The sequence below is a fragment of the Staphylococcus sp. HMSC13A10 genome, assembly GCF_001808005.1.
Taxonomy (GTDB): Bacteria; Bacillota; Bacilli; order Staphylococcales; family Staphylococcaceae; genus Staphylococcus; species Staphylococcus pasteuri.
Genome location: NZ_KV791884.1, coordinates 91,715 through 113,184, shown reverse-complemented (window position 1 = coordinate 113,184; position 21,470 = coordinate 91,715). Strand labels below are relative to the sequence as shown.

Here is a 21,470-nt window from a genome sequence, read left to right as displayed (position 1 = left end):
AGGAGTAATTTATGAGTCGTAAAGAATCAAGAGTCCAAGCTTTCCAAACTTTATTTCAATTAGAGATAAAAGATACAGATTTAACAATTAATGAAGCTATAAACTTTATCAAAGATGATTATCCAGATTTAGATTTCGATTTTATTCATTGGCTTGTAACTGGAGTTAAGGATCATGAACCTGTTTTAGATGAAAAAATAAAACCATACCTTAAAGATTGGTCACTTGAAAGATTACTAAAAACAGATCGTATCATCTTACGTATGGCAACATTTGAAATTTTGCATAGTGAAACTCCAGCAAAAGTAGTCATTAACGAAGCCGTAGAACTAGCTAAGCAATTTAGTGATGACGACCATTATAAATTTATCAATGGTGTATTAAGTAATATAAACTAATAAAATTGAGTGATAATTATGACTGATTACTTAACAGTTTCAACATTAACCAAATATATTAAATACAAATTTGATCAAGATCCACATTTACAATCAGTTCTAATCAAAGGCGAGTTATCCAATTTCAAAAAACATTCTAGCGGCCACTTATATTTTAATGTGAAAGATAAAGAAAGTGTCATAAGTGCAATGATGTTTAAAGGTAGTGCGTCAAAACTTAACTTCGAACCTAAAGAAGGCGACGAAGTTTTATTAGAAGCACGAGTCTCTGTTTATGAGCGTAGAGGTAACTATCAAATTTATGTTAATAAGATGCAGTTGGATGGAATAGGCAATTTATATCAAAAATTAGAAGAACTCAAAAAGAAACTTTCAAAAGAAGGTTATTTTGATAATAGTAATAAAAAATCTATTCCTAAATTCCCTAAGAAAATTGCGGTATTAACAGCATGTACAGGAGCAGCTATTAGAGATATATATTCAACAATTAATAGTAGATATCCTTTAGTTGAACAAGTACAAATAAGTACACTGGTACAGGGACAACAAGCAAAAGAAGACATTATAGAGAAAATTAAATATGCTGATAGTCTTGATGTTGATACAATTATAGTTGGTCGTGGCGGTGGTTCCATAGAAGATTTATGGAATTTCAATGAAGAAGAGGTTGTTAAAGCAATCTTCGAATGTGAAACACCTATTATTTCTGCAGTTGGGCACGAAACAGATTTTACATTAAGTGATTTTGTGGCGGATGTACGCGCTGCAACGCCAACTCAAGCTGCTGTCATGGCAACGCCAGACCAGTATGAATTATTGCAACAAATCAAACAATATCAATTCACATTAACTAGACACATTAAACAATATGTCGAACAGCAAAAGAAACATCTTGAGCATTTGTCATCATATTATAAATTCAAACAACCATCTTTATTATATGATCAACAAATTCAAAAAAGAGACGATTTAGAAAAGCAATTAAAACAAAAATTAACGATTAAATTAGAACAACAACAACATCAACTCAATTTATTAAAGCAACGATTTAATCCTAAACACATACAAACATCTATTATTAGAAATCAGCAACAAAATGATCAATTCAAATCTCGTCTGTCACAAAAGATGAATTATGATTTAACTCAATATAAAAAAGAACTTAAATCTAAGCTAGAACAACTTAATCAGTTAAGTCCAACAAATACGATGTTACGTGGTTACGCTATTGTTAATAAAGATGACAATGTTATAACTAGTACTAAAGATATGTCTGAAAATGATGACATAGTATTAACTATGAAAGATGGTCAAGTCGACGCCATTGTTAAGAAAGTAAGGTGTAATGATGAGTAAAGAAAAACAAAGCTTTGAAGAAATGATGCAAGAATTAGAAAGTATCGTACAAAAATTAGATAATGAAACCGTCTCATTAGAGGAATCTTTAGATTTATATCAAAGAGGAATGAAACTATCTACAGCGTGTGACTCAACATTAAAAGATGCCGAGAAAAAGGTAAACAAATTAATGCAAGAGGAAAACGAGGAGCAAGATAATGAAGAATCTACAAATGAATGATTTAATTAATGAGATTAATATCGCTCTAAAAGAAACTATTCCACAGTCGAATTTAAATACTGATTTAGAGGAAAGTATGCTTTATTCACTTAATGCAGGCGGCAAAAGACTCCGTCCAGTTCTCCTGCTTCTTACATTAGATATGTTAGAAGTAGATTACCAAAAAGGAATGCAAACTGCTTTAGCATTAGAAATGATTCATACATATTCGCTTATTCATGATGATCTTCCAGCGATGGATAATGATGATTACCGTAGAGGTAAACTAACAAATCATAAAGTATATGGCGAATGGAAAGCAATTTTAGCAGGTGACGCACTTTTAACAAAAGCTTTTGATCTAGTATCGAATGACACAAATATAAACGATACAACTAAAATCAAAGTCATCCAACGTCTAGCATATGCTAGCGGACACTTAGGCATGGTCGGTGGACAAACTCTTGATATGCAAAGTGAAGACAAAGCAATAGATTTATCAACTTTAGAAGCAATTCACCGAACAAAAACAGGCGCACTATTAACTTTTGCAATTATGAGTGCAGTAGATATTGCTCATACTGACGAACAAACTTCAGAAATGTTAAACGAATTTAGTGATCATTTAGGATTAATGTTCCAAATTAAAGATGATTTATTAGATATCTATGGTGACGAACAAAAATTAGGTAAAAAAGTTGGTAGTGATTTAGAAAATGATAAAAGTACGTATGTATCACTATTAAATAAAGACGGTGCAGAAGAAAAGTTAAATTATCATAAAAATGAAGCACTTAAATCTTTAGAAAATATTAATGATAAATATGATACTTCTAACTTAAAACAAATCGTAGAATTATTTTACAATCGAGATCACTAAACCATTTAGTACTTATAATAATTTTTCAATAAGAGGTTAACAGAAATTACATTCAATTTTTGTTAACCTTATTTTATGTTTTAATTAGAATCTCACTGTCGTTATACAATAAATATTCACTATATTTCTAAAATGCATATAATTAACTATTAATTAATTTATCTTCAGTTGTTATTACATCATTATCATCATGCCTATTGAACTTAATTTATAGTAGTATTTCGAATGGTGATGAGTAGTAGATATGAAATGCATATGTTAAAATAATTGTATAAATATTCGTAACTAGAGGTGTTAATTTTGCCAAAGAAATCTGTAAGACATATAAAGATTAGAGAAATTATTTCGAATGAACAAATTGAAACACAAGATGAATTAGTAAAACGTTTAAATGAATACGAACTTAATGTAACACAAGCAACTGTTTCACGAGATATTAAAGAACTACAATTGATCAAAGTTCCTGCTGCTTCAGGTCAATACGTATATAGTTTACCAAATGATCGTAAATATCATCCTTTAGAAAAATTAGGAAGATATTTAATGGATTCATTTGTAAATATAGAAGGAACTGGTAATCTTCTTGTACTCAAAACATTACCAGGAAACGCTCAATCTATAGGCGCAATTTTAGACCAAATTGATTGGGAAGAAGTATTAGGAACAATTTGTGGTGATGATACTTGCCTTATTATTTGTCGTAATGAAGAAGCAAGTGAAGAAATTAAAACTAGAATTTTCAATTTATTATAAGGATGCGATGAATTTATGTTACAAACCTTATCAATAAAACAATTTGCAATCATCGATGAATTAGAAATTCAATTTTCAGATGGTTTAAATGTTTTAAGTGGTGAAACTGGTGCAGGTAAATCAATCATTATCGATGCAATTGGTCAACTCATTGGTATGCGAGCTTCATCAGATTATGTTAGACACGGTGAAAAGAAAGCTATAATTGAAGGTATTTTTGATATCGATAACAGTAAAGATGCAATTCATGTCTTACAAAATCTAAATATTGATATAGATGAAGATTTTTTATTAGTAAAGAGAGAAATTTTTAGCTCAGGTAAAAGTATTTGTAGAATTAATAATCAGACAATAACTTTACAAGATTTAAGAAAAGTGATGCAAGAATTATTGGATATTCATGGCCAACATGAAACACAATCTTTATTAAAGCAGAAGTATCACTTACAGTTACTCGATGATTATGCTGGTGACCAATATAGTCAGTTACTTTCAGAATATCATAGTGTATTTAATCAATATAAAGCTAAACGTAAAGAGCTAGAGGAATTAGAATCAGCTGACCAAGCGTTATTACAAAGATTAGATTTAATGAAATTCCAATTAGAAGAGATATCTGAAGCTTCATTAAAAGAAGGTGAAGTTGAACAGTTAGAAACAGATATTAAAAGAATACAAAACTCAGAAAAATTAAGTCTTGCTTTAAATAATGCGCATTTAACACTAACTGATGAAAATGCTATCACTGATCGATTATACGAATTAAGCAATTTTCTAAATGAAATTAATGATATTGTTCCAGATAAATATGTAAAATTAAAAGAAGAAGTGGATCAATTTTACTATACTTTAGAAGATGCAAAACATGAATTATACGATGAAATGACAAATACAGAATTTGATGAGCAAATGTTAAATGAACTAGAATCGCGTATGAATTTACTTAATAATCTAAAAAGAAAATATGGTAAAGATATTTCTGAACTCATCGCATACCAAGGTAAATTAGAAAATGAAATAAGTAAAATTGAAAATTATGAAGAAAGTACTTCTCAATTACGCGAAGAAATTAACGATTTATATAAACAAGTGATTAAAATAGGTAAATCTTTATCAGGAGAAAGACGAAAAGTTGCAAGAGAATTAAGAGACCACATCGTCGCAGAAATTCAAAATCTCCAAATGAAAGACGCAAATCTTGAAATATCTTTCAAACCCTTAGATGAAACTAATATCGAAGGTATAGAATTTGTAGAATTTTTAATCAGTCCTAACAAAGGTGAACCTCTAAAAAGCTTAAATAAAATAGCTTCAGGAGGAGAATTATCTAGAATTATGTTAGCGTTAAAAAGTATATTTGTTCAATCTAGAGGACAAACTGCTATTTTATTTGATGAAGTTGATTCTGGAGTATCTGGTCAGGCAGCCCAAAAAATGGCAGAAAAAATGCGTGATATTGCTGAATATATTCAAGTTATATGTATTTCTCACTTACCACAAGTTGCAACAATGAGTGATCATCATTTACTTATTTCTAAACAGACAACAGAAGATCGTACGACGACTCAAGTAAAAGAATTAGAAGATGATGATAGAATTGATGAAGTTGCACGTATGATTTCGGGAGCTAGCGTAACTGATCTTACCCGAGAAAATGCAAAAGAAATGATTGCTCAAAATCAAAGAAAATCATAAACTTTGAAATTTCTTTTAAACAAATAATGTGTTTAGTCACTTTTTATTCAAAAAAATGAACATTTTAGAATTTCTAAAATGTTTTAACTGATGTAAAATATTAAAGTATTGTTTTATTTGAGAGAACGTTAGATAGTTAATAACAATTTATATGAGAATATTCAATAACACATGTATATTGAATTTCTCTATACATAGAGTTAGGAGTAAGCAAATGTCTGAAAAACAATATGATTTAGTAGTACTCGGTGGAGGAACTGCTGGTTATGTGGCAGCAATTCGTGCATCACAACTTGGTAAGAAAGTTGCAATTGTAGAAAAGTCTCTTTTAGGTGGTACATGCTTACATAAAGGTTGTATCCCTACAAAATCATTACTAAAATCTGCAGAAGTCTTCCATACAGTGAAACACGCTAAGCAATTTGGGATCGAAGTTCCTGAATATAGCCTTAATTATGAACGAATATTAGAAAGAAAAGACGAAATTGTCAATCAAATGTATCAAGGTGTACAACATTTGATGAAACAAAACCATATCGACATTTATAATGGAACTGGACGCATATTAGGTGAGTCTATCTTTTCACCACAAAGTGGAACTATCTCAGTAGAATTTGAAGATGGCGAAAATGAAATGATTCCTAATCAATTTGTATTAATAGCTACCGGTTCAACTCCTTCAGAATTGCCATTTTTACAATTTGATCATCAAGTTATTTTATCTAGCGATGATATCTTAAAAATGGATCAATTACCTAATAGTATAGCTATTATAGGTGGGGGCGTAATTGGATTAGAATTTGCCTCATATTTAACTGATTTAGGTGTTTCAGTTACCGTAATTGAGGCTAATGAGCGTATTTTACCGAATGAAAGTAAACAAATTGCTAAAACAATTAAGAATGAGCTCGAAAATCGAGGAACTAAGTTTTTTGAAAATGTTGCCTTAGATAATCAAAGTGTTTCTATTAATGATGAAACTAATGAAGCAACAATTAAAATTAATGATGAACAAATCACTGTTGAACGTATCCTATTATCAGTTGGTAGAAAGCCTAATACAACTGATATTGGACTTAATAATACTAAAATTAAGACAACAAAATCTGGTCACATTATTACGAACCAATATCAACAAACTGAAGATAAACATATATATGCAGCAGGTGATTGTATTGGTAAACTTCAGCTTGCTCATGTTGGTTCTAAAGAAGGAATAGTGGCAGTTGAACATATGTTTGATAATGCTCCACTTCCAGTTAATTATGATTTAATGCCAAAATGCATTTACACTTATCCTGAAATTGCATCAATTGGTAAAAATTTAGAACAAGCTAAAAATGATAATATTAAAGCCAAGAATTTTAAAGTATCTTTTAAAGCAATTGGGAAAGCCATGATTGATTCAATTGATAATCAAAATGGTTTTTGTGAAATCATTATTGATCAAGAACAAGATGAAATTATTGGACTAAATATGATAGGTCCACATGTAACTGAGTTAATTAATGAAGTATCATTACTACAATTTATGAATGGGTCTTCATTAGAACTCGGATTAACTACACATGCCCATCCATCACTTTCTGAAGTATTGATGGAACTTGGACTAAAAGTTGAAGACAGAGCAATTCACGTATAATTAGGGAGGAAATGACATGATTGACTATAAGTCAGCAGGCCTTACAGAAGAAGACCTAAAAAATATGTATAAATGGATGGATCTTGGCAGAAAACTGGACGAAAGACTTTGGTTACTCAATAGAGCTGGGAAAATTCCTTTCGTTGTTAGTGGTCAAGGACAAGAAGCAACTCAAATAGGAATGGCTTACGCTATGAAACAAGGTGATATATCTTCTCCTTATTATAGAGATTTAGCTTTCGTAACATATATGGGTATTACACCTTTAGATACGATGTTAGCTTCTTTCGGTAAAAGAGATGATGTTAATTCAGGTGGTAAACAAATGCCATCCCACTATAGTCACAGAGAAAAGGGGATTTTATCACAAAGTTCACCCGTGGCTACTCAAATACCACATTCAGTTGGTGCAGCTTTAGCTTTAAAAATGGACAACAAACAAAACATAGCAACTGCAACAGTTGGTGAAGGTAGTTCAAACCAAGGTGATTTTCATGAAGGTTTAAATTTTGCAGGTGTACATAAATTACCTTTTGTTTGTGTCATTATTAATAACAAATATGCTATTTCTGTTCCAGATTCTTTACAATATGCTGCTAAAAATCTATCAGATAGAGCAATAGGTTATGGTATGCATGGAGAACAAGTTGATGGTAATGATCCAATAGCTGTATATAAAGCGATGAAAGAGTCACGTGATCGCGCACTTAACGGAGAAGGTGCTACACTAATAGAAGCCGTAACTTCTCGAATGACTGCTCATTCATCTGATGATGATGATAAATATAGAACACAAGAAGAACGTGATGGATTAAAAGAAGCAGATTGTAATATTCATTTTAAAAACCATTTATTAGATTTAGGAATTATTGATGACGCTTGGTTAGCAGAAATTGAAGAGGAGCATAAACAAATCATTAATCATGCTACTAAAGCTGCTGAAGAAGCACCATATCCTTCTGTAGAAGAAGCTTATGCCTATGTTTATGAAGAAGAAGGGAGTATCAATCATGACTAAGATGACTTATTTAGACGCGATTCGCCAAGCTCAAGATGTAGCTATGGAAAAAGACCAAAATACTTTTATTCTTGGAGAAGATGTTGGTAAAAAAGGTGGCGTATTCGGTGCTACTCTTGGTCTACAAAGTAAATATGGTAAAGAACGCGTCATTGATACACCTTTAGCAGAATCTAATATAGTTGGTACAGCTATTGGTGCTGCAATGTTAGGTAAACGTCCTATTGCAGAGATTCAATTTGCCGACTTTATTTTACCTGCAACAAACCAAATTATTAGTGAAGCTGCAAAAATGCGTTATCGTTCAAATAATGATTGGCAATGTCCAATTACTATAAGAGCGCCTTTTGGTGGTGGCGTGCATGGTGGTTTATACCATTCACAAAGTATTGAAAGTATTTTTGCATCAACACCAGGTTTAACAATCGTTATCCCTTCATCTCCATATGATGCTAAAGGATTATTATTGTCTTCAATTGAATCAAATGATCCAGTACTTTTCTTTGAACATAAAAAAGCATATCGTTTCTTAAAAGAAGAAGTACCAGAAAAATATTATACAGTTCCTTTAGGTAAAGCTGATGTAAAACGTGAAGGTGATGATATCACTGTATTTTGTTATGGTTTAATGGTTAATTATTGCTTACAAGTTGCCGATATTCTTGCAGAAGATGGTATCAATGTAGAAGTTGTTGATTTAAGAACTGTTTATCCATTAGATAAAGAAACAATCATTGATCGTGCTAAGAAAACAGGAAAAGTACTACTAGTAACTGAAGATAACTTGGAAGGTAGCGTAATGTCAGAGGTTTCAGCTATTATTGCTGAAAATTGCTTATTCGAATTAGATGCACCAATTATGCGTTTAGCAGGTTCTGATGTACCATCAATGCCATTCTCTCCAGTATTAGAAAACGAGTTAATGATGAATCCAGAAAAAATACAAGCGAAAATGCGAGAACTCGCAGAATTTTAAGGAGGCTTAATAATGGATATCAAAATGCCAAAACTAGGCGAGAGTGTACATGAAGGTACTATAGAACAATGGCTAGTATCTGTTGGCGATTATGTTGAAGAATATGAACCGTTATGTGAAGTAATTACTGACAAAGTAACTGCTGAAGTGCCTTCTACTGTTGCAGGTACAATTACTGAAATAGTTATTAGCGAAGGTGAAACAGTAGAAATTAATACTGTTATTTGTAAAATCGATTCACCTAATGAAAATAATGTAGAAAATACTTCTAATGATAATAAACAACAAGAGAAAACTGAAAACACTCAAGTAAATCATCAAGATACACAATCTAGTGTCCAACAAAACTCGACATCAAAAGAAAACTCAGACAAACCTAAAAATAATGGACGATTTTCACCAGTAGTATTTAAATTAGCTTCTGAAAATCAAATCGATTTATCACAGGTTACGGGTACAGGTTTTGAAGGTAGAGTTACAAAAAAAGATGTATTAGCTTATATTAATAATCCAACTGAAAATCAAACTAATAACAATCATGCACAACCACAAAATGAACCAAAATCAACTACTATACCTAATCATTCACAAGATCAAATCGAATCTACTCAAAATGCAATGCCAGTGAATGGTGTGCGTAAAGCGATTGCTCAAAATATGGTTACAAGTGCTACTGAAATTCCACACGGTTGGATGATGATTGAAGCTGATGCAACTAACCTAGTGAAAACTAGAAATCACTTTAAAAATAGCTTTAAGAAAAATGAAGGTTATAATCTTACATTCTTTGCTTTCTTTGTAAAAGCAGTAGCGGATGCATTAAAAGCTTATCCAATGTTAAACAGTAGTTGGAATGGTAACGAAATTAAAATTCATAAAGATATTAATATTTCTATAGCAGTAGCTCATGAAAATAAATTATTCGTTCCAGTCATTAAACATGCTGACGAAAAATCAATTAAAGGTATAGCAAGAGAAATTAATGAACTTGCTCAAAAAGCTAGAAATAACAAATTAACTCAAGAAGATATGCAAGGTGGAACATTTACAGTGAATAATACTGGCTCATTCGGCTCAGTATCTTCTATGGGTATTATTAATCATCCTCAAGCTGCTATATTACAAGTTGAATCAATCGTTAAGAAACCTGTTGTTATCGATGATATGATTGCAATTAGAAGCATGGTTAATTTATGTATTTCTATTGATCATAGAATTTTAGATGGCTTACAAACTGGTCAATTTATGAATCATATTAAGCAACGTGTTGAACAATATACTGTAGAAAATACAAATATTTATTAAACTTACTATATAGTTAACTCTATACAATAACATTACCGTTCATAAGGTCAGAATGATTAAAAGATATTTAGATTTATAAAGCAAGAGTAAATTCAACTATAAGATTAGGCATAAATGCTTTCATATGTTAGGAAGTATTTATGCCTATTATCATATAGGTTAATCAAGCATGTTGAAGTATGTAACTATAATTAGTAAAATAAAGACAGTAAATTAAAAAAATGAAAGGTGATTCTAATTTATGGATTTAAATTTTGATTTATATATGAATGGAGTCGTAGATCAAGCTAGAAATGAAATTGAAGAAGCTGGTTATGAACAATTAACTACAGCAGACGAAGTAGATAAAGTTTTAAAACAAGATGGCACAACATTAGTTATGGTTAATTCTGTATGTGGTTGTGCGGGTGGTATTGCTCGTCCTGCGGCTACACATGCACTTCATTATGATAAATTACCTGATAGACTCGTAACAGTGTTTGCTGGTCAAGATAAAGAAGCAACACAACAAGCAAGAGATTATTTTGAAGGTTATGCACCATCAAGTCCTTCTTTCTCACTTATTAAAGATGGTAAAATCACTGAAATGATTGAACGTCATCAAATCGAAGGACATGATGTAATGAATGTCATTAGTCAATTACAAGGATTATTTGATCAATATTGTGAAGAAAGATAAGAGGTCATAATTAGATGCTCAAGTTAAATCCTTATAAGATTGGATTTAGAACACTCAAGACAGCTGTTGGTATGACTCTAGGCGTTATTATTTGTAAACTACTAGGCCTTGATAATTATGCTTCAAGTGCGATCCTAGTAGTTCTTTGTATAAAACATACAAAAATACATTCTTTAACTGCTATTATTTCACGTTTAGTATCTTGTTTATTAATATTATTTTTAGGTTCTGCAATATTTTCCATACTTGGACAACACGCAATTGTGTTAGGTTTAATAGTATTGCTATTTATACCGTTAACAGTTGTATTGAATGCACAAGAAGGTGTCATTACAAGTTGTGTTATTTTATTACACGTTTTTAATGCTAAAACAATCGATGGACATCTTATAATAAATGAAATACTATTACTCATTGTTGGGCTAGGTATAGCATTTATTATGAACTTAATGATGCCAAGTTTAGATAAAACATTAAAACGCTATAAAAATGACATTGAACACCAAATTACTGATGTATTTATTGCATTTGACAAAGCTTGCAAACAACAAAACCATGACCTAAATATAACGTTCGAACCACTGGTTTTAAATATTAAAAAAGCAAAATCTTTAGCTTTTAGAGATGTTAAAAACCACTTCGTGAGAAATGAAAACTCATATTATCATTATTTTGATATGCGAGAAGAACAAGTTGAATTATTAAAACGAATGAAATTTTTAATAGAAAATATTCAAACTAAAGATCCTATTTTAGAGCATATTTCACAATTGCTTTGTGAAATTGGTCATAACGTCAATAGTAATGATTATACTGCTTTAAGATTACATTCCTTATATGAAATACGACTATCATTAGATGAATTACCTTTACCAACATCACATCAAGCACTCAATTCACGTGCTAATATCATTCAGTTGTTAAATGAATTAGAAGAATATTTGAATATTAAATCTCACTTTGGTTCATTAAAAATGCATAGTGAAATTAAGAACTTCGCATAAAAAACTAATAAGTATATTAAAAAATAGCCAGTGGCATATATGCCACTGGCTACTTCTATTAAGAACATCTTTTAATATCAGATTAATTCATCATAGGAACTAAACTTGTAAGTAGTAGTGCTAAAACTACAGCAACTAACATAACAATAATAATAATACGTAAAACTTTATTCATCATAAGGTGTTCCTCCAATTGCCTAATACATATTAAATTGTGTCTTAATTTAATACGAAATCTAATTATAAGATAACATTATATGATTTAAATCGAGAATGCAATCAATTTATTTTTGATATATTCAGAATTCAGTTAAACTATAGTTATATGATTAAGGGGGAATATTAAAGATGAATAAAGAACGTCTCTTAAATACATTTTTAGAATTAGTAAAAATTGACTCAGAAACTGGACATGAACAAGTCATCCAACCCATTTTAAAAGAGAAATTTGAATCACTTGGTTTAGAGGTTAAAGAAGATCAAGCAAGTGAAACAGAAGGATTAGGTTCTAACAATCTTGTTTGTACATTAAGAAGTAATTTATCAGATAAAGATGTTCCGAAGTTGTATTTTACAAGCCATATGGACACAGTTGTGCCAGGAATTAAAGTTCAACCTAATGTAGCGGATGATGGCTATGTATACTCAGATGGAACAACAGTTTTGGGGGCTGATGATAAAGCAGGTTTAGCCGCTATTATAGAGGCAATCACTACAATTAACGAACAAAATTTATCACATGGACAAATCCAATTCGTTATTACTGTAGGTGAAGAATCAGGATTACTTGGTGCCCAAGCACTAGATACTTCTTTATTAGATGCTGATTTTGGCTATGCAATTGATGCGAGTGTTGACGTTGGAACTACAGTTGTTGGTGCGCCAACACAAATGAAAATCAACACAACGATAAAAGGGAAAACCGCACATGCTAGTACGCCAAAAGAAGGTATAAGCGCTATAAATATTGCAGCTAAAGCGATTAGTAAAATGAAACTTGGTCAAATTGATGACTTAACAACTGCTAATATAGGTAAGTTTCATGGTGGTTCTGCTACTAATATAGTGGCTGATGAAGTTGTTATAGAGGCAGAAGCACGTTCACATAATGACCAAAGTATTGAACAACAAGCTCAACACATGAAAGATACTTTTGAACAAACTGCAAGTGAACTTGGAGGTCAAGCTCAAGTAGAAATCGAGAAAAGTTATCCTGGTTTCAAAATTAGTGATGATGCCGAAGTAACTAAATTTGCTAAAGCAAGTGCAATTAGTTTAGGTCTTAAAGGTGATACTGTTATTTCTGGTGGTGGATCAGATGGTAGTATTATCAATACTTATGGAATACCATCTGTCATTTTAGGTGTTGGTTATGAAAATATCCATACTACTAGTGAAAGAATAGCAGTAAAAGACCTTAATTTATTAACAAATCAAGTTCTAAAAATAATTGAACTCGTAGCAGAATAGCACGGTCAATTTAGTGAAGTAAATACTTAATTTGTGATACAATACTATTGAAATATTCGAATAAGAGAGGTAAGTAATATGACACAACAAATAGGTGTAGTAGGTTTAGCCGTAATGGGTAAAAACCTTGCATGGAACATCGAATCACGTGGTTACAGTGTATCTGTTTATAACCGTTCAAGACAAAAAACAGATGAAATGGTGGAAGAATCAAAAGGAAAAAGTATCCACCCAACATATTCATTAGAAGAATTTGTTAATTCTTTAGAAAAACCCCGTAAAATTTTATTAATGGTTAAAGCCGGACCTGCTACTGATGCAACAATAGATGGTTTATTACCTTTATTAGATGATGATGATATTCTTATTGATGGCGGTAATACTAACTATCAAGATACAATCCGTCGTAATAAAGCTTTAGCTGAAAGTGGTGTTAACTTTATTGGTATGGGTGTATCTGGTGGAGAAGTTGGTGCCTTAACTGGTCCTTCATTAATGCCAGGTGGACAAGAAGATGCATATAATAAAGTTAGTGATATCCTTGATGCTATTGCAGCAAAAGCTCAAGATGGCGCTTCTTGCGTAACTTATATTGGACCAAATGGTGCTGGACACTATGTAAAAATGGTTCATAACGGTATTGAATATGCAGATATGCAATTAATTGCTGAAAGTTATGCAATGATGAAAGACTTGTTAGGTATGAGTCATAAAGAAATTTCTCAAACTTTCAAAGATTGGAATGCAGGAGAACTTGAAAGTTACTTAATTGAAATTACTGGTGATATTTTCACTAAATTAGATGAAGATAACGAACCTTTAGTTGAAAAGATTCTAGACACAGCTGGTCAAAAAGGTACTGGTAAATGGACTTCTATTAACGCATTAGAATTAGGTATTCCATTAACAATTATTACTGAATCAGTATTTGCTCGTTTCATCTCATCTATCAAAGAAGAACGTGTAAATGCATCAAAATCACTAAATGGTCCAACTGCTTCATTTGATGGTGATAAACAACAATTCTTAGAAAAAATTAGAAAAGCTTTATACATGAGTAAGATTTGTTCATACGCACAAGGTTTTGCTCAAATGAGAAAAGCAAGTGAAGATCATGAATGGAATTTAAAATTAGGCGAGCTTGCAATGATTTGGAGAGAAGGTTGCATTATTCGTGCTCAATTCTTACAAAAAATTAAAGATGCCTATGATAACAATCCAAACCTTGAAAACTTATTATTAGATCCTTACTTCAAAAATATCGTAACAGATTATCAAGACGCTTTAAGAGACGTTGTTGCAACAGGAATTAAAAATGGTGTTCCAACACCAGGTTTCTCTGCAAGTGTAAACTATTACGATAGTTATCGTTCAGAAGATTTACCTGCTAACCTTATCCAAGCACAACGTGACTACTTCGGTGCTCACACTTATGAACGTAAAGATCGACAAGGTGTATTCCATACACAATGGGTTGAAGAAGAATAAATAAATTATTTTAACGTCTTACATACATATGTAAGGCGTTTTTTATAATCTTTTTATTACTCCTAAAGATATAAGTAACTGATTTACTATATAAAATAAATATTTTGACGACGTTTCATTTTAAAGATAAAATAATTACTAAAGAAACCGGTTTCATTACAAAATATTAATAGAGGTGTGTTTTCAAATGACAAAAAATTGGTGGAAAGAGGCAGTAGCATATCAAGTATATCCAAGAAGTTTCAAAGATAGTAATAATGATGGTATCGGGGATTTACCAGGTGTTATTGAGAAATTAGATTACTTAAAAGACCTAGGCATTGATGTCATTTGGTTAAGCCCAATGTATAAATCTCCTAATGATGATAATGGGTACGATATTAGTAACTATCAAGATATAATGGATGAATTTGGTACAATGGATGATTTTAATCGTTTATTGGAAGGCGTTCATCAAAGAGGTATGAAATTAATACTTGATTTAGTTGTTAATCATACTTCTGATGAGCATCCATGGTTTATCGAATCTAAATCAAGTAAGGACAATCCTAAACGTGATTGGTACATTTGGGAGGACCCGAAAGAAGATGGCTCCGAACCAAATAACTGGGAAAGCATTTTTAACGGGTCAACTTGGGAATATGATGAGCATACTGGGCAATACTATTTCCATCTATTTAGTAAAAAACAACCAGATTTAAATTGGAATAATAAAGAAGTAAGACAAGCTGTATTCGATATGATGAATTGGTGGTTTGAAAAAGGTATCGACGGCTTTAGAGTTGATGCTATTACGCATATTAAGAAAACTTTTGAAGCAGGTGATTTACCAGTACCAGAAGGTAAAACATATGCGCCGGCATTTGATGTAGATATGAACCAACCTGGTATTCAAGATTGGTTACAAGAAATGAAAGATGAATCATTATCTCAATACGATATTATGACTGTTGGAGAAGCAAATGGTGTAACACCAGATAATGCCGATGAATGGGTTGGCGAAACTAATGGTAAATTTAATATGATTTTCCAATTTGAACATCTAGGTTTATGGAGTACAGGAGATTCACAATTTGATGTTACTGCTTATAAAAATGTATTAAATCGTTGGCAAAAGCAACTAGAAGGTAAAGGTTGGAACGCGCTCTTTATTGAAAATCATGACCAACCTCGTCGTGTGTCCACATGGGGTAATGATAGTCAATATTGGTACGAATCTGCCACTAGCCATGCTGTTGTCTATTTCCTTCAACAAGGCACGCCGTTTATTTATCAAGGTCAAGAAATTGGTATGACAAATTATCCATTCGAAAGTATAGAAACCTTTAATGATGTTGCAGTTAAAAACGAATACCAAATCGTAAAAGAAAATGGTGGAGATGTTAATCAATTATTAGATAAGTATAAAATGGAAAACAGAGATAATTCACGTACGCCTATGCAATGGAATAGCAATAATTATGCCGGATTTACCAATGTAGAACCATGGTTCCCAGTCAATCCAAATTATAAAGAAATCAACGTTGCTGACCAATTAGAAGATGAAAATTCTGTTCTAAATTTTTATAAATCATTAATTCAATTAAAAAAATCAGCTGATATTTACACATACGGTCAATTTGATTTAATTGATGCTGATAATCCAAATATATTTGCTTATACTAGAACGCTTGATAACAAAAAAGTATTAATTGTTGGTAACTTAACTGATAAAGAAAGTAAACTTAATTTAGATGACGACATCAAAGCATTCGATATATTACTTCACAATTATGATACTGATATTAATTTTGATAAGATTCAACCTTATGAAGCTTTTGTGCTTAAAATTTAATTATATTTAATGAAAAACATGCCTTTAATACTGACATATAGTCATTATTAAGGGCATGCTTTTTTATACATTTTCAATTGTCATAATCATAATTTTCTTGTTCTACAGGTAACCACAGTTGTATTTTTGTAAAAGGATCATCAAATGATATATCTAATGGGTATACCTCCACATATAAACTATCTCTTTGATAAGGTAAAGTTAATTGCAAACTTGTTTCAATATAATACCAAGCTTCATTCACCGTATAATCAATTTCACCTTGTAAATTAAACTTAGCATAATGCCTACCAGGTAGGAATCTACTTTCTAAATGAGCAGGGTATCGTTCACTTGGTACACCTACAAAAATTTCTAAACCAGAATCAAGAGGGCAACTTATGACGAATAATTCAAATGGACTTACATCATTATAACGCTGTAACTCTTTTAATTGACCATCTAACAACAAATCTTCTAAAAAATCAGGAACATTAAAAGGATTTGATAAATCCTTAGCGTCAATATAACGTGCATATCCAACTAACGAAATATCATCAGTCTTTTCATGTCTATATGGATAAGGTGCTCTTTCTGTAGTTGTCAATTTTATATAAATTCGTTCTTGCATTTTGAGTTCATCTTTTTTAGTTGATGCTTGAATTGGTGAAACGCCATGAAAATCACTAAAGTCATTTGCAAAATCATTTGAATTTGCATATCTATACTTTTTAGAAACATCTACCAAGCGACTCGCACTATGTTTAACATCTATAGCAGCTAATGTGAGTTTTCTTGCCCGTGCATACGCCTCTGGTGATAACCCTACAATCATTTTAAAAGATTGTTCAAGGTGAAAGGGGGAGAGACCAACGTAATCACTTAATTCTTGCAAATTAAACGGCTCAAGTAGACGGTCTTCGATATAAACAATTGCCTGTTGTATTTGCTTGATAACGTCCAATATATTCACTCCAATTATTTTCAATCATTAACTTTTATTCTACATTATTTTGACTAAATATACACCTGAAAGCCTATCAATAAATCAAATTAATAAAAAAGTGAACGACTACAGAAACTGAGATGTTGATGAACTCAACTCACTTGTTTGGAGATAAGATATCAAACATCACAGTTATACTATAATCATTCACTATTTGATTTATTTAGTCACATTTTCAATTTAAACTTTTTATTGAATATCGTCCCACCAATGATTACCATCTCTACTTAGTAGTAAGTCACTTTCTAATGGACCGTTCGTACCAGATTCATAGTTAGGGAATTCTGGTTCCACCATTGACCATTGTTCTTGAATAGCATCAACAAATTTCCAAGTTGATTTAAGTTCTTCCCAATGAGTAAAGTTAGTTGGATCGCCTTTAAGACAATCGAAAAGTAAATTTTCATATGCATCAACTGTATTCATTTTATCTTGTGCACCCATAGCATAAGAAAGTTGTACAGGTTCTGTATCAATGCCTTGAATGTTTTTCTTAGCATTTAAATGTAGTGATACACCTTCATTTGGTTGAATATTAATAACTAATAAGTTTGAATCTAATAATTTGTCAGTTTGATAATATAAGTTCATTGGAACTTCTTTAAATTCTACAACGACTTGAATCGTTTTAGATTTCATGCGTTTACCAGTTCTAATATAGAACGGTACGCCTGCCCATCTAAAGTTGTCGATAGTTAATTTACCAGATACAAATGTAGGTGTAATAGAGTCTTCTGCAACACGATCTTCATCGCGATAAGCTTTAACTTGTTTACCATCAATTACTCCTTCGCCATATTGTCCACGAACGAAATTCTTTCTAACATCTTGTGGACGTAATTGACGCAATGATTTTAATACTTTAACTTTTTCAGCTCGTATATCCTCACTATTCAAACTAATAGGGGCTTCCATAGCTAATAAAGCAACCATTTGTAACATATGGTTTTGAACCATATCTTTTAAAGCGCCACTAGATTCATAATAGCCGCCACGATCTTCTACACCTAAAATTTCTGAAGATGTTACTTGAATATTAGAAATATATTTATTATTCCAAAGAGGCTCAAACATTGCATTAGCAAAGCGTAATACCTCAATATTTTGAACCATATCTTTACCTAAGTAATGGTCTATACGATAAATTTCTTCTTCTTTAAATGAACGACGAATTTGATTGTTTAGTGACTCTGCTGATTTTAAATCACTACCGAATGGTTTTTCAATAACTAAACGTTTGAAACCACTAGTATTAGTTAATCCAGATGATTTTAAATAATCTGAAATGACTCCGAAAAACTGTGGCGCCATAGCAAGATAAAACAGACGATTACCTTTTAAACTGAATTGAGTATCTAATTGATTACTAAACTCTAGTAATGATTGATAACTTTCTTCATCACTCACATCATGTTTATGATAAAACACATGTTCCATGAATTCATCAATTCGTTGTGTTTCTTTAACGTGATTTTGGATTGACGCTTTAACTTGTTCACGGAATGTATCGTTACTAATATCACGACGTCCAATCCCTATAATAGCTATATGTTCATCTAAGTTGTCTTGTTGGAAAAGATGGAAAATGGAAGGGAATAACTTTCTATGACTTAAATCACCAGTTGCTCCGAAAATTGTAATTAAACAAGGTATGTGTTTTTGTTTTGTACTCAAGAATAAAACCTCAATTCTATAAAAGATATATGATTATTATATTATATGATAAAGAAAACTTATGGTCATATAATATGCTTTATTAAAGTTCATAAGCAATTTATCATTTAAATAAATGATAATCGATATCATACATATTTACCAAATTATACGACTCACAAACATGTGTAAAACTATGATATGAAATTAAAACTAATACGTTGTACTCAAATGGAATATTGATAATTATATTTTATTTCTTATTATAAAAATTGTCATTATATATGATAGAATGAATCGAAGAGAGGGAGGTGTGAGCATGGAAGTCACATTTTTCGGTACTAGTGCCGGACTACCAACTAAAGAGAGAAATACGCAAGCAATTGCTTTAAATCTAGAACCCTATTCCAATTCAATTTGGTTGTTTGATGTAGGAGAAGGTACCCAACATCAAATTCTTCATCATTCAATAAAATTAGGTAAAGTTGATCATATTTTTATTACTCATATGCATGGAGATCACATTTTTGGGCTTCCAGGATTACTAACGAGTAGGTCCTTTCAAGGTGGAGAAAATAAACCTCTTACATTAATTGGACCTAAAGGAATACAACAGTATGTAGAAACAACATTATCGTTGTCAGAATCACATCTCAATTATCCAATTACATACATAGAAATCGATGAACGTTTAGATTATCATCATGACGGTTTTACAGTACATGCTGAAATTTTGAATCATGGGATAACGTCATACGGTTATCGATTAGAAACACCTACAACACCTGGAACAATTGACGTAGAATCACTTAAATCAATAGGTCTTGAGCCTGGCCCTAAATATCAAGAAGTTAAAATGAATGATACTTTTGAATTTAATGGGAAGATATACCAATCTGATCAGTTTAAAGGAAATGCTAAATCTGGACCAATTGTTGCTATTTTTGGAGATACCAAGCCATGTCATAACGAACATATCATAGCGAAAGATGCTGATGTTATGGTACATGAGGCAACATACATTGAAGGGGAAAAGACGCTCGCAAATAGCTATCATCATAGTCATATAGATGATGTCTTTGAACTGATGCGCAAAGCAAATGTTAAACAAAGTTTGATAACACATATGAGCAATAGATATACAAAAGAATATATTGATGAAGTTTATAATGAGTTGAAAAATACCACAGACACACCTAAATTTACATTCGTTAATGATTTTGACTCATTCAAAATTTAAATTTAAAACGCCACAGAGACAAATTCTGCGGCGTTTTAGTATATAATAAATTAATCTTCAGTTTTAGATAATTCAACACTGCGATTAACAGCTGCACTTAAACAATCCTCAAAAATAGCTACTAAGTCATATTGAGATAAGGCATCTAAACCAGCTTGTGTTGTACCACCTTTAGAAGTAATATTCTTTCTTAATTGTTCCATACTTAAATCTGAACGTTCAATCATCTTACTCGTACCTATAATTAAATTACGTATAGACTCTTCAACTTGATCTTTTTCCAAACCTAATTCAGTACCTGCTTTAACATATTGTTCAAATACATGATATAAAAATGCAGGTCCGCTTCCAGTTATAGCTGTTACCTGATGTAAATGGTTTTCTGAAACTTCAATAACTGAACCAAATGCGTTAACTAATTCATTAACTTCATCTTTAGATTTAGGACCAAAATTGTTAGAGTAACTTATACCTGTTACAGAATGACCTACTTGGGCATTAGTATTAGGCATAATACGTGCTAAAGGATTATTAGTATTCAATTGTTCTCTAATATAATCTATTGATAATCCAGCCATAATAGAAATAAAACGGTTATTTTCTGTAATTGAATCTTTAATTCTCTCAGCTAAAGCTTCAAAATCATGAGGTTTAGTGCCTAAAAATACGTAATCTGCATCTTTAAGTAATGCTTCATCATCATAACTATAATTGACACCTAATTTGTCAGCAAAATCTTTTAAAGCTTTCTCGTTAGACTTATTAGTTAAATAAATGTCATTAGGATCTAAATTACTAGAGTTTATTATACCTGTAAAAATCGCTTGTGCCATATTACCAGCACCATAAAATACAAGTTTCATATACTTCACATCACCTTCATTTTAATTAT

General features: G+C 31.4%; 19 protein-coding genes and 1 pseudogene. 16 read left to right on the top strand and 4 right to left on the bottom strand.

Annotated elements, in window-relative coordinates; translation table 11 throughout:
* Positions 1–11: 11 nt before the first annotated feature.
* The 12 genes from nusB (at position 12) to HMPREF3125_RS10765 (ending at position 11,908) form a co-directional block, all read left to right on the top strand.
* The gene (nusB, locus tag HMPREF3125_RS10820; RefSeq protein WP_017637920.1) at positions 12–398 is read left to right on the top strand and encodes a transcription antitermination factor NusB; all 387 of its coding nucleotides are present in this window, start codon (positions 12–14) and stop codon (positions 396–398) included.
* Positions 399–416: 18 nt separating this feature from the next.
* A complete protein-coding gene (gene xseA / locus HMPREF3125_RS10815) occupies positions 417–1,754 on the top strand; it encodes an exodeoxyribonuclease VII large subunit (protein WP_070453839.1) in 1,338 nt (445 codons plus the stop codon).
* The gene (locus HMPREF3125_RS10810; RefSeq protein WP_017637922.1) at positions 1,747–1,977 is read left to right on the top strand and encodes an exodeoxyribonuclease VII small subunit; all 231 of its coding nucleotides are present in this window, start codon (positions 1,747–1,749) and stop codon (positions 1,975–1,977) included. Before xseA ends, HMPREF3125_RS10810 begins: the two co-directional genes overlap by 8 nt.
* On the top strand, positions 1,955–2,836 hold the full coding sequence (locus HMPREF3125_RS10805; RefSeq protein WP_017637923.1) for a polyprenyl synthetase family protein: 882 nt from the start codon (positions 1,955–1,957) through the stop codon (positions 2,834–2,836). The genes HMPREF3125_RS10810 and HMPREF3125_RS10805 overlap by 23 nt, the downstream gene beginning before the upstream one ends.
* A 300-nt stretch (positions 2,837–3,136) precedes the next feature.
* On the top strand, positions 3,137–3,589 hold the full coding sequence (gene ahrC, locus HMPREF3125_RS10800; RefSeq protein ID WP_017637924.1) for a transcriptional regulator AhrC/ArgR: 453 nt from the start codon (positions 3,137–3,139) through the stop codon (positions 3,587–3,589).
* A gap of 15 nt (positions 3,590–3,604) precedes the next feature.
* Positions 3,605–5,284, top strand: coding sequence for a DNA repair protein RecN (gene recN / locus HMPREF3125_RS10795; RefSeq protein ID WP_070453838.1), 1,680 nt, complete (start codon positions 3,605–3,607; stop codon positions 5,282–5,284).
* A 214-nt stretch (positions 5,285–5,498) separates the two neighbouring features.
* Entirely contained in the window at positions 5,499–6,926 is a 1,428-nt protein-coding gene (gene lpdA, locus HMPREF3125_RS10790) for a dihydrolipoyl dehydrogenase (RefSeq protein ID WP_070453836.1), read from the top strand.
* 16 nt (positions 6,927–6,942) lie between these two features.
* Positions 6,943–7,944, top strand: coding sequence for a thiamine pyrophosphate-dependent dehydrogenase E1 component subunit alpha (locus tag HMPREF3125_RS10785; RefSeq protein WP_017637927.1), 1,002 nt, complete (start codon positions 6,943–6,945; stop codon positions 7,942–7,944).
* Positions 7,937–8,920 carry an alpha-ketoacid dehydrogenase subunit beta gene (locus tag HMPREF3125_RS10780; protein WP_070453834.1) on the top strand — a complete coding sequence of 328 codons (984 nt, stop codon included), beginning with the start codon at positions 7,937–7,939 and terminating at the stop codon, positions 8,918–8,920. Before HMPREF3125_RS10785 ends, HMPREF3125_RS10780 begins: the two co-directional genes overlap by 8 nt.
* Before the next feature lie 12 nt (positions 8,921–8,932).
* Positions 8,933–10,225 (top strand): dihydrolipoamide acetyltransferase family protein, encoded by a 1,293-nt coding sequence (locus HMPREF3125_RS10775; RefSeq protein WP_017637929.1) that lies wholly within the window; start codon positions 8,933–8,935, stop codon positions 10,223–10,225.
* Positions 10,226–10,466: 241 nt separating this feature from the next.
* The gene (gene brxB, locus HMPREF3125_RS10770) at positions 10,467–10,904 is read left to right on the top strand and encodes a bacilliredoxin BrxB (RefSeq protein WP_070453832.1); all 438 of its coding nucleotides are present in this window, start codon (positions 10,467–10,469) and stop codon (positions 10,902–10,904) included.
* Positions 10,905–10,918: 14 nt separating this feature from the next.
* Positions 10,919–11,908 (top strand): aromatic acid exporter family protein, encoded by a 990-nt coding sequence (locus HMPREF3125_RS10765; protein ID WP_070453831.1) that lies wholly within the window; start codon positions 10,919–10,921, stop codon positions 11,906–11,908.
* Between the two features lie 82 nt (positions 11,909–11,990).
* Here the strand turns inward: HMPREF3125_RS10765 and HMPREF3125_RS13125 are convergent.
* Positions 11,991–12,101: pseudogene (locus HMPREF3125_RS13125) on the bottom strand (hypothetical protein); the annotation flags it as partial.
* A gap of 155 nt (positions 12,102–12,256) precedes the next feature.
* Here HMPREF3125_RS13125 and HMPREF3125_RS10760 point away from each other — a divergent pair.
* From HMPREF3125_RS10760 to HMPREF3125_RS10750, 3 genes are all read left to right on the top strand, one after another.
* Positions 12,257–13,378, top strand: a complete 1,122-nt coding sequence (locus HMPREF3125_RS10760) for a M20/M25/M40 family metallo-hydrolase (protein WP_046466714.1) — start codon at positions 12,257–12,259, stop codon at positions 13,376–13,378.
* A gap of 78 nt (positions 13,379–13,456) precedes the next feature.
* Positions 13,457–14,866 (top strand): NADP-dependent phosphogluconate dehydrogenase, encoded by a 1,410-nt coding sequence (gene gndA, locus HMPREF3125_RS10755; protein ID WP_070453829.1) that lies wholly within the window; start codon positions 13,457–13,459, stop codon positions 14,864–14,866.
* A 187-nt stretch (positions 14,867–15,053) separates the two neighbouring features.
* Positions 15,054–16,700 (top strand): glycoside hydrolase family 13 protein, encoded by a 1,647-nt coding sequence (locus HMPREF3125_RS10750; protein ID WP_070453827.1) that lies wholly within the window; start codon positions 15,054–15,056, stop codon positions 16,698–16,700.
* Between the two features lie 73 nt (positions 16,701–16,773).
* Here the strand turns inward: HMPREF3125_RS10750 and HMPREF3125_RS10745 are convergent, their stop codons facing one another.
* Together HMPREF3125_RS10745 and zwf are read right to left on the bottom strand one after the other, a co-directional pair.
* A complete protein-coding gene (locus tag HMPREF3125_RS10745) occupies positions 16,774–17,643 on the bottom strand; it encodes an AraC family transcriptional regulator (protein ID WP_070453825.1) in 870 nt (289 codons plus the stop codon).
* A gap of 231 nt (positions 17,644–17,874) precedes the next feature.
* Entirely contained in the window at positions 17,875–19,359 is a 1,485-nt protein-coding gene (gene zwf, locus HMPREF3125_RS10740) for a glucose-6-phosphate dehydrogenase (RefSeq protein ID WP_017637937.1), read from the bottom strand.
* Positions 19,360–19,657: 298 nt separating this feature from the next.
* On the opposite strand from zwf, the gene rnz reads away from it, so the two are divergent.
* Complete coding sequence (gene rnz / locus HMPREF3125_RS10735) at positions 19,658–20,578, top strand: ribonuclease Z (RefSeq protein WP_070453823.1); 921 nt, start codon at positions 19,658–19,660, stop codon at positions 20,576–20,578.
* Positions 20,579–20,628: 50 nt separating this feature from the next.
* Here the strand turns inward: rnz and proC are convergent, their stop codons facing one another.
* Positions 20,629–21,441, bottom strand: coding sequence for a pyrroline-5-carboxylate reductase (proC, locus tag HMPREF3125_RS10730; protein WP_029055310.1), 813 nt, complete (start codon positions 21,439–21,441; stop codon positions 20,629–20,631).
* Positions 21,442–21,470: the final 29 nt, after the last annotated feature.